This window comes from Pseudomonas sp. R3-56 (genome assembly GCF_051132075.1).
In the GTDB taxonomy this organism is placed as follows: Bacteria; Pseudomonadota; Gammaproteobacteria; order Pseudomonadales; family Pseudomonadaceae; genus Aquipseudomonas.
On the sequence record NZ_CP071657.1, the window covers coordinates 1,705,163 to 1,715,115 of the forward strand.

The following is a 9,953-nucleotide window of genomic DNA, read 5'->3' on the forward strand; positions in this document are numbered from 1 at the left end:
CGTGGATTGATGTGTGATCGAATCCTGCCCCGAAACAGTGCTGGTCTAGTCCAGATAGGTAACGTTGATGCGCGTTGAGACAACCAAAGCGGTGACAACCATCGGGCAGGTGCTGCAGGAGCAGCTCGATCACGGCTTGCTGGCGCCTGGTAGCAAGTTGCCGGCCGAGCGCAAGCTCAGCGAACTGTTCGGCACCACCCGGATTACCGTGCGCGAGGCGCTGTTGCAGCTCGAAGCCCAGGGCCAGATCTACCGGGAGGAGCGCCGGGGCTGGTTCGTGTCGCCACCACGGCTGGCCTACAACCTGATGCAGCGCAGTCATTTCCACGCGATGGTCAGTGCCCAGGGACGAGTGCCGTCGACCCAGGTGATCTCGGCCCGCCTGCAACCCGCTTCGGCGGCGGTCTGTGCCTGGCTGCAATTGCCGGCGCTGTCCAGCGTCATCCAGATCTGCCGCACCCGGCGCATCGACGAACGCCTGGTGCTGTACGTCGAGCACTACCTGAATCCCGCCTACTTCCCGGACATCCTCGAATTTGATCTCAACCAGTCGATGACCGAGCTGTACGCTCGCCACTATGACCTGCGCTACGGCCGGGTGAAATTCGAAATCGTGCCGACATCGCTACAGCCGGAAGCCGCGGCGGCGTTGAAAGTGTCGGTCGGCAGCCCCGGCCTGCGGATTGCCCGGGTCAATTACGACCAGCATCAGCGGCTGATCGATTGCGACCTGGAGTTCTGGCGCCACGATGCGATCCATGTCGGGGTGGACGTGCCGGAACAGTCGGCCTGAGGCGCGCTCAGGAGACGTCGTTGAGCTTGGCCAGGATCCTGAACAGTACCGTGACGAGAATCAGCAACATGCCGATCCACATGGCAAATACCCCGACGTTCTTGTCGCGGAAATTGAAGCCGATGGCGAGCAGGATCATGCCGGCGATGATGGGCACCAGCATGGCGTTGAACGAGGTCATGGAGATCATGGCGACAGCCTTGTCGGGAGGGATAAGGTCAGTCTAGTTGGGGTTTGGCGAGGAAGGCGGGTATGCACACACCGTGACGCATGCTCTTGTGGCGAGGGAGCTTGCTCCCGCTCCAGTGCGCAGCACTGGCAAAATCCGCGTTCAGTCGCGGATCTGGGGCGGCTGCGCCACCCAGCGGGAGCAAGCTCCCTCGCCACACAAAGGCTTACGGCAATTCCCGAGACGCGTAGAATGCGCTCAGCACTTTCACCAGGTGCGCCAGGTCGTGGCTGCCGCAGAGCTCGCGGATCGAATGCATGGCGAAAGTCGGCAGGCCGATGTCGACGGTGCGTACGCCCAGCTGGCTGGCGGTGATCGGGCCGATGGTCGAGCCGCAACCCATGTCGCTGCGCACCACGAAGCTTTGAACCGGCACTTCCTCGGCCATGCACAGATGGCGGAAGAACCCGGCGGTTTCGCTGTTGGTGGCGTAGCGCTGGTTGCTGTTGACCTTGATCACCGGGCCGGCATTGAGCTTGGGGCCATGGTTGGCGTCGTGCTTGTCGGCATAGTTGGGGTGAACGCCGTGGGCGTTGTCCGCCGAAACCAGCAGGGATTTCTGAATCGTGCGTACGAACTCTTCACCTTCGGGCAGCAGGCGGCGCAGGGTCTGTTCGAGCATCGGACCGTCGGCGCCGCACGCCGAGGTGGAACCGACTTCTTCGTGGTCGTTGCACACCAGCACGCAGGTTTCTTCGGTGTCGGCGGTCAGCAAGGCCTGCAGGCCGGCATAACACGACAGCAGGTTGTCTAGGCGCGCACCGGTGATGAAGTCACCGTGCAAACCGATGACCGCTGCGCTTTGGGTGTCATAGAAGCTCAACTCGTAGTCGAGCACCACGTCGGCGTTCAAGCCATGTTCCCGGGCCAGTTGGTCGGTGAGCACGGCACGGAAATCAACGCGTTCGTCACCGGCGAATTGGGCGAGGATCGGCGGCAGTTCGTTCTGCGGGTTGATCGCCCAGCCCTGGTTGGCTTCACGGTTGAGGTGGATAGCCAGGTTCGGGATCGTGGCGATCGGCGCCTTGAAATCGATCAACTGGCTCTCGACCTTGCCGTCGCGGCGGAAGGTCACCCGCCCGGCCAGGGACAGGTCGCGGTCGAACCACGGCGCCAGCAGTGCGCCGCCGTAGACTTCCACGCCCAGTTGCCAGAACCCGTGGCGTTGCAGTTCAGGCTGCGGCTTGACCCGCAGGCAGGGGCTGTCGGTGTGGGCGCCAACCAGGCGGATGCCGTCGTGCAGCGGTGAGTTGCGGCCCAGTTTAAAGGCAATGATCGAGGAATCGTTGCGCGTGACGTAATAACGACCATTGGCCTCGGTGGCCCAGGTTTCGCGCTCATCAAGACGCTGGTAACCCGCCGCTTCCAGGCGCTGGGCAAGGCTGGCGGTGGCATGGAACGGGGTAGGGGAGGCCTTGAGGAAATCGATCAGGCCCTGGTTCAACTGTGCACGCATAAAGAACTCCAGACAGCAATGGGCGGGAGTTTACCGTATTAGCAGCGTAGGTGAGCATTCCAGGCGGAACTGTGGCGAGGGAGCTTGCTCCCGCTGGACTGCGCAGCAGGCCCAAAAAGGGGTCGCTACGCAACCCAGCGGGAGCAAGCTCCCTCGCCACTGTGTCGGAGGTGTTTTTCAGAACGGTGCAGGGCACTCGAAGCGCAGGCGCTCGCCGCTTTGCGGGTGGGTGAAGCTGAGCATGCTCGCGTGCAGGCACAGCCGTGGCCAGGCGGCCAGGGCTTGCGGGTGGGCATAGAGCCCGTCGCCCAACAGCGGATGGCCGATAGAGAGCATGTGCACGCGCAATTGATGCGAGCGCCCGGTGATCGGCGTCAATTCGACCCGACACCAATCACCGCAACGCTCCAGTACACGCCAGAACGTCAAGGCATGCTTGCCCTGTTCGTGATCGACCACATGGCGGGGTTTGGTCGGCGGGTCGTAGCGCAAGGGCAGGTCGATGCTGCCGCTGTCCAGCTCCGGTTGGCCCCAGCACAATGCCGTGTAGGCTTTTTCGGTTTCTCGATCATGAAATTGCCGGGACAGTTCGCGGTGAGTGTCCGGGTCACGGGCCAGCAGGATAATGCCGGACGTTTCCCAATCCAGCCGGTGCACGATTCGCGCTTCCGGATAACCGTTTTCCTGCAGGCGGGTGATCAGGCAATCTTTGTTGTCGTCCGCCCGGCCAGGCACGGAGAGCAGCAGGGTCGGCTTGTCGACCACCAGTACGGCGGCGTCCTGGTGGATGATGCGGATGTTGGACAGGGGCATTGAACAGTCTCGTAACAAACGCCAACGGCGGCTCGAACCCTTCTCCTTGTCCTGTGAGGGGGAGAAAGGCCCGAGCCGCCGTGGCACCTGCTGGGTCGATCAGCGATCCGGCAGGGTGATATTGAGTTCCAGGATCGAGCAGCTGCCCTGGCTTTCCAGCGCGACATGCACGTCATCGTTGCCGATATTGACGTACTTGCGGATCACTTCCACCAGTTCCTTCTGCAAGGCAGGCAGGTAGTCCGGGGTACTGCGTTGGCCGCGTTCGTGCGCCACGATGATCTGTAGACGCTCTTTCGCGACCGAGGCGGTACTTGGCTTTTTGTTGGCACGAAAGAAGTCAAAAAGGTTCATTACCTACCTCCAAACAGGCGCTCGAAGAAACCTTTCTTCGTGACGTCGAGGAATCGATGCTCGACGGTTTTGCCCAGCAGACGATCGACCGCATCGCTGTACGCCTGGCCGGCGTCGCTCTGGTCGTCAAGGATGACCGGCACGCCGGAGTTCGAAGCCTTGAGTACCGCCTGGGATTCCGGGATCACGCCCAGCAGGGTCACCGCGAGGATTTCCTTGACGTCTTCGACGCCGAGCATTTCGCCGTCGCTGACGCGTTGCGGGTTGTAGCGGGTCAGCAGCAGGTGCTCCTTGATCGGCTCCTCGCCGTTCTCGGCGCGCCGGGATTTGCTCGCCAACAGGCCGAGCATGCGATCGGAGTCGCGTACCGACGAGACTTCCGGGTTGGTCACGACGATCGCTTCGTCAGCGAAGTACATGGCCAGGTGGGCACCTTTCTCGATACCGGCCGGGGAGTCGCAGACCACGAATTCGAAGTCTTCCTTGAGTTGCATCAGGACTTTTTCCACGCCTTCCTGGGTCAGCGCGTCTTTGTCGCGGGTCTGGCTGGCGGCCAGTACGTAGAGGTTCTCAAGGCGCTTGTCCTTGATCAGGGCCTGCTGCAGGTTCGCTTCGCCATTGACCACGTTGACGAAGTCATAGACCACGCGACGCTCGCAACCCATGATCAGGTCGAGGTTACGCAGGCCGACGTCGAAGTCGACGATGACTGTTTTGTGGCCGCGCAAGGCGAGGCCGGTACCGATAGCGGCGCTGGTGGTGGTCTTACCCACACCACCCTTGCCGGATGTAACCACGAGAATCTTGGCCAAGGTGTTTCACCCCTAAGGAAAAAGGACTTTGTCAGCCCCTGAAAAACATCTCTGGAAAAACTGCTGCAACTGGACAGGCTTGGCTGGAATCGGATGCGGGCGGGGTCTACCTTGGGTAAACAGTGCCTGGTCCTTTTTCCTACGTCATTCAAGCCGTTTTCGCTAGGTTTTAGAGATGCTTGGAAAATGCGGCAGTATCCGTTAAAGCCGAATGATGTTCAACACGTCGCCCGACAGGCTTACCTGGACCCCGGCACCCCATAACGGGTCGCGCCGCAAGTCCTCGGAAACCTTGTATTGCCCGGCGATAGAGACCAGTTCAGCGCTCAACTGCTGACAGAAGATCCTTGCCTTGGTGTCACCCTTGACACCGGCCAGCGCACGGCCGCGCATCGGGCCGTATACATGGATGTTGCCATCGGCGAGAAGTTCCGCACCCGGGCTGACCGAGGACACCACGACCAGGTCGCCGCCCTGGGCGTAGATCTGCTGTCCGCCGCGCACCGGCGAGGTGATCACGCGGGTCGGCTTGATGGTCGGCTCCGGCGGTTTTTCCGGTTTTTTCGGTTCCGCCGGGCTCAGCTCCAGCACGCGTTCACGGGCGCCGGAGGGTGGCAGTACCGGAATGTCCACGGCGATGGCGGCGGCGATGTCTTCGATGCGGCTGGCGCGGATCGCCAGGGTGCGCAGCCCATGCTGGCGGCAAACGCGCATCAGCCCCGGCAAGTCGACCGAGCCCTCACCGGCTGGCAGCTTGTCCAGCGCCAGTACCAGCGGGGCATTGCTGAAAAAATTCGGCGCCTGGGCGACTTTCGCCGCCAGTTGCCGGTCAAGGCCTTCCAGGTCGTTACGGGCCAGCTCCAGCACCGTAATGGCGAGCATGCTGCCCTTCAGCTGGAACACGGGATCTTGGTCTAGCGGTTCGGTTTGGCTCATGGTCGGCGTACAACGGCTTGTCACTAAAAGTGCCGAGACTTATAACGAGATCGTCCGCGAGCCGCAAGCCGGGTCGAACGATGTAGAATGCGCGGCCCAGGTATTAATGGAAGCTGTAATGGATCGCCCGCGTTTTCGAGCTGCTTTTTTTCATCCGCGTTTCTGGCTGCTGTGGTGCGGCCTGGGGCTGTTGTGGCTGATCATCCAGTTGCCTTATCCGCTGCTGTTGCGGATCGGTCGCGCCTTGGGGGCGTTGATGTATCGGGCGGCCGGCGACCGACGGCGCATCGCCAGTCGTAACCTGGAACTGTGTTTCCCCGAAAAATCCGCCGCCGAGCGCAAGCGTCTGCTCAAGGAAAACTTCGCCTCCACCGGCATCGCCTTCTTCGAAATGGCCATGAGTTGGTGGTGGTCGCGTTCGCGCCTGGCGAAGCTGGCCCATGTCGAAGGCCTGGAACATCTCAAGCAGGCCCAGCGCGACGGCAAGGGCGTGATCCTGATGGCGCTGCATTTCACCACGCTGGAAATCGGCGCGGCGCTGCTCGGCCAGCAGCACACCATCGACGGCATGTATCGCGAGCACAAGAACCCGTTGTTCGACTATATCCAGCGCCGGGGCCGCGAACGGCATAACCTCGATTCCCTGGCGGTAGAACGTGATGACGTGCGCGGCATGCTCAAATTGCTGCGCGCCGGCCGGGCAATCTGGTACGCACCGGATCAGGACTACGGCGCCAAGCAAAGCGTGTTCGTGCCGCTGTTCGGCATCCAGGCGGCCACGGTCACCGCGACCAGCAAATTCGCGCGCCTGGGCAAGGCACTGGTCGTGCCGTTCGTTCAGGAGCGCCTGGCCGATGGCAGCGGCTATCGTCTGGTGATCCAGGCGCCGCTGGAGGATTTTCCCGGCGAGACCGAAGAGGCTGATTGCCTGCGCATCAACCAATGGGTCGAGCGCTCGGTAAGCCAGTGTCCCGAGCAATACCTCTGGGCCCACCGGCGCTTCAAGACCCGGCCGCCCGGCGAGCCGAAGCTGTACGATAAACGCGGTTGATCATAGCCCTATGACTGGACACGGAGTATCGCGATGACCCCAGCTGAACCGGTAACAGGTTTGATTCTTTCCGGCGGCGGGGCTCGAGCGGCGTATCAGGTCGGTGTATTGGCGGCGATTGCCGAGTTGCTGCCGGAGGGTGGTCGCAACCCGTTTCCGGTGATTGTCGGTACCTCTGCCGGTGCGATCAATGCGGTCAGCCTGGCGAGCGGGGCGATGGACTTCAAGACCGCCATCGAGCGCCTGACGGCCTTCTGGCAAGCCGTGCGCAGCCACCAGGTGATGCGCAGCGACTGGCGCGGGGTCATGGGCCAGGCGACGCGGTTCATCGGCCATAGCTTGCTCGGCCTGGGAGCCAAGCTGCCGGTGGCGCTGATCGACAGTTCGCCGCTGCGCGAACTGCTCCAGGCGCAATTCCATGGCGCGGGTATCGAGCAGGCGATTGCCGAGCACCAGTTGCGCGCGGTGGCGGTTACTGCCTTTGGCTACGAATCCGGCCAGGCGGTGACCTTCTATCAGGGCCGCGGCACCATCGACGCCTGGCTGCGTCATCGGCGTATCGGTGTGCCCACGCAGCTGTCGGTGGAACACCTGCTCGCCAGCTCGGCGATCCCTTTGCTGTTCGCGCCGGTGAAGATCGGACCGCAATATTTCGGCGACGGCGCGGTGCGCCAATCGGCTCCCATCAGCCCGGCCCTGCACCTGGGGGCCAACCGCGTGCTGGTCATCGGCGTCAGCGGCAACCCGCGCGGCGTGTCGGCCCAGGATCCACTGGAACGCAGCTACACCGGCCTGCAACCGACCCTGGCGCAGATCGGCGGCCACATGCTCAACAGCACGTTCATCGACAGCCTGGAAAGCGACATCGAGCTGCTTGAGCGCCTGAACAGGTTCAGCCACATGCTGCCAGACGATATGCCGGCCCACGCCCTCGGCGCGGCACCGGTGGAGGTGCTGGTGATTTCCCCAAGCCAGCCGATCGACGAAATTGCCGCGCGCCATCGCCAGGAGCTGCCCCGCGCGTTGCGGGTATTTCTGCGTGGGCCGGGTGCGACCAAGACCAGCGGTGCGAGTGTGTTGAGTTATCTGTTGTTCGAGAAAGGTTATTGCAGCGAACTGATCGAGCTGGGGCGACAGGATGCCCTGGCGCAACGCGAAGCCTTGATCCGGTTCCTGAGGTTGGCCCAGCCCGAGGTTGCGCTCGGCCTCCCGGCGAATTGACCGGCGACCCCGACCGGCCTGGGCAGTCCTTTCTTATCCGCGCCAGGCCGATTACTCGGCCTTGTTCTGCGCCTCTTCAAGCTCCTTCAGGCGCTTATCGATCAGTTGGCATTTGTCCGGTACGTCCTTGCTGGACGTTTCCAGGTTCATCGCCTGCAATTCTTCATTCATTTCCTTGGCCTTGGCCGGATCCTGTTCGGTGAGCTTGGTCACCTTATCCGCCAGTTGCTCGCGCTTGATGGTCGCTTCTTCGGGGGTGCAAGTCGCCCAGGCGGGCAGGGCGCAGGTGAGGGTGGCGGCGAGGGTGAGTTGGATGAGGTTTTTCATGGCTCGGGCCTCGTATTCCTTTGTTGGGCAGGTAGACGGTTGAGGGCGGGCTGCCAGGGAAAGTTCATTTGCGCGGTTCCCGGTAACGAGGTTTCCCGATTTTCAGGATCGTCTGGTTTCGGATGAATGGTCGCGACACCCCGCTCAAAGCTCGAACGGTTGGTTGACGTCAAAATGATGGCTCATTAATATCGCGCCACTATTTTGATGCCACTGATTTCGAGGGATCGAACATGTTCTCACCCGCCCCTTGGGCGAGGTTGTGCCTGGCTTTGCTGTGCCTCTCTCCGCTTACCCTTGCTCTCGCCGCGCCGACGCCCGGTGATACCGACCTGATCCGCGAGCGCCAGAACCGCTTGCTCGAAGAGCAACGCCGGCGTCTCGAGGAACTCAAGGACTTGCCCGGCAAGGAGGCGCAACCGGCCCAGCCGACGACGCCTGCCGAGACCCGCTGTTTCACGATCAAGACCATCGAACTCAAAGGCGCCGACAGCCTGTCCGCCAGCGAGCGCGAGCAGTTGCTCAAGCCCTACATCGGCCAATGCCTGGGCGTGCCGCAGCTTAACGAACTGCTCAAAGTCATCACCGACCATTACATCGAGAAAGGCCTGGTCACCAGCCGCGCCTACCTGCCGCAACAGGATCTGTCCGCCGGGCATTTGAGTGTGTTGGTGGTGGAAGGGCGTCTGGAAGGCCTGAAGGGCGCCGAGAACAGCCGGTTGTCACCGCTGGAGTTGGCGATGGCGTTTCCCGGCAAGACCGGCGAGTTAGTCAACCTGCGGGAAATCGAACAACTGGTGGACCAGCTCAATCGCCTGCCCTCGAACCAGGCAAAAATGGAGCTGACCCCCGGTCAGAACGTCGGTGGCAGTGAAGTACAGGTGACCAACGACCCGCAAAAGCCCTGGCGTGCCGGCCTGTCCCGCAGCAACGACGGCCAGCGCAGCACCGGCGAGCAACAGTGGGGCACCAGCTTTGAATGGGACAGCCCGCTGGGGTTGGCCGACCAGTTGATGTTGCGCGGCGGTCACGACGCGATGACCGACCACCAGCACACCTCCAACAACGCCATGCTTTATTACAACCTGCCCTGGGGCTGGTGGAACTTCAGCTACACCTACAGCCAGAGCGAATATCGCTCGCAGATCCCGGCCAACGGCTTCAACTTCAAGCAGACCGGCGACAGCCAGAACCATCAGCTGCGCGTCGAGCGGGTGATCCATCGTGACGCCGTCAGCAAGACCTCCCTCAACACGGGCCTGGCGTACCTGCGCACCAACAACTTCATCGAAGACAGCAAGCTCGATGTCAGCAGCAATCGCCTCAGCGAAGGCCAATTTGGCATCAACCATGGCCGCCGGATCGGCAACGCCTTCGTCAACCTGGACCTGGGCGTGCAGCAAGGCATTGGCGCCTTCGATGCCCAGGGTGATAACGACCCGGGCCCCGGCCAGGCCGACGCGCGTTACCGCAAGTACACGGCCACCGCCAGCTACCTGCAACCCTTCAAGGTGTGGGGCGAGTCGTTCAGCTTCAGCAGCCTGATGACCGGCCAGCGCAGCGAAGACGTGCTGTTCAGCCCGCAACGCATGAGCCTTGGCGGGCAGTCGTCGATTCGTGGCTACAAGGACCAATCGTTGTCCGGCGACAGCGGCGGCTACTGGCGCAACGACCTGCGCTGGAGCCGCCCGGTGACGCTGGAATGGCTGCGCCCGGTGTTCGCCGAATACGGCACCAGCCTTGGTTATGACCAAGGCGTGATCCGTGGCGATCGCTACAACGACGATCAGCACGGGCGTATGTCGAGCAACTCGCTGGAGTTGTTCGCACGTGGCCAGCACCTGAGCGCCAGCGTCACCTTCGCCCATTCCCTGGAACGTCCGGATGCCCTGACCGAGCGCGAAGCGCCGATCTACTTCCGCGTAGACGTATCCATTTAATCTGCTGCAACGAGACCTGAT

The 9,953-nt window shown here is 62.2% G+C and carries 11 protein-coding genes; 4 read left to right on the plus strand and 7 right to left on the minus strand.

The genetic code is table 11. From position 1 onward, the window contains the following. Positions 1-67 precede the first annotated feature (67 nt). On the plus strand, positions 68-793 hold the full coding sequence (locus tag J3P96_RS07895; protein ID WP_434629121.1) for a UTRA domain-containing protein: 726 nt from the start codon (positions 68-70) through the stop codon (positions 791-793). Between the two features lie 7 nt (positions 794-800). Here the strand turns inward: J3P96_RS07895 and J3P96_RS07900 are convergent, their stop codons facing one another. The 6 genes from J3P96_RS07900 to minC form a co-directional block, all read right to left on the minus strand. Next, the gene (locus tag J3P96_RS07900) at positions 801-983 is read right to left on the minus strand and encodes a hypothetical protein (RefSeq protein WP_305499501.1); all 183 of its coding nucleotides are present in this window, start codon (positions 981-983) and stop codon (positions 801-803) included. 205 nt (positions 984-1,188) lie between these two features. Further along, positions 1,189-2,478 carry a M18 family aminopeptidase gene (locus J3P96_RS07905; protein WP_434572499.1) on the minus strand — a complete coding sequence of 430 codons (1,290 nt, stop codon included), beginning with the start codon at positions 2,476-2,478 and terminating at the stop codon, positions 1,189-1,191. Between the two features lie 177 nt (positions 2,479-2,655). After that, positions 2,656-3,291, minus strand: coding sequence for an RluA family pseudouridine synthase (locus J3P96_RS07910; RefSeq protein WP_018612476.1), 636 nt, complete (start codon positions 3,289-3,291; stop codon positions 2,656-2,658). 99 nt (positions 3,292-3,390) lie between these two features. After that, on the minus strand, positions 3,391-3,645 hold the full coding sequence (gene minE, locus J3P96_RS07915) for a cell division topological specificity factor MinE (protein ID WP_039594520.1): 255 nt from the start codon (positions 3,643-3,645) through the stop codon (positions 3,391-3,393). Then, a complete protein-coding gene (gene minD, locus J3P96_RS07920; protein WP_042728954.1) occupies positions 3,645-4,457 on the minus strand; it encodes a septum site-determining protein MinD in 813 nt (270 codons plus the stop codon). Before minD ends, minE begins: the two co-directional genes overlap by 1 nt. Positions 4,458-4,658: 201 nt before the next feature. Next, entirely contained in the window at positions 4,659-5,393 is a 735-nt protein-coding gene (gene minC / locus J3P96_RS07925; protein WP_030142350.1) for a septum site-determining protein MinC, read from the minus strand. 118 nt (positions 5,394-5,511) lie between these two features. On the opposite strand from minC, the gene J3P96_RS07930 reads away from it, so the two are divergent. Further along, complete coding sequence (locus tag J3P96_RS07930) at positions 5,512-6,444, plus strand: lipid A biosynthesis lauroyl acyltransferase (protein ID WP_434572502.1); 933 nt, start codon at positions 5,512-5,514, stop codon at positions 6,442-6,444. A gap of 33 nt (positions 6,445-6,477) precedes the next feature. Beyond that, positions 6,478-7,665, plus strand: coding sequence for a patatin-like phospholipase family protein (locus tag J3P96_RS07935; protein ID WP_434656415.1), 1,188 nt, complete (start codon positions 6,478-6,480; stop codon positions 7,663-7,665). A gap of 51 nt (positions 7,666-7,716) precedes the next feature. On the opposite strand, the gene J3P96_RS07940 is transcribed toward J3P96_RS07935, so the two are convergent. After that, on the minus strand, positions 7,717-7,992 hold the full coding sequence (locus tag J3P96_RS07940; protein WP_305499507.1) for a hypothetical protein: 276 nt from the start codon (positions 7,990-7,992) through the stop codon (positions 7,717-7,719). Positions 7,993-8,225: 233 nt separating this feature from the next. Here J3P96_RS07940 and J3P96_RS07945 point away from each other — a divergent pair, with 233 nt between their 5' ends. Further along, positions 8,226-9,932 (plus strand): ShlB/FhaC/HecB family hemolysin secretion/activation protein, encoded by a 1,707-nt coding sequence (locus J3P96_RS07945; protein WP_434572506.1) that lies wholly within the window; start codon positions 8,226-8,228, stop codon positions 9,930-9,932. Positions 9,933-9,953 lie beyond the last annotated feature (21 nt).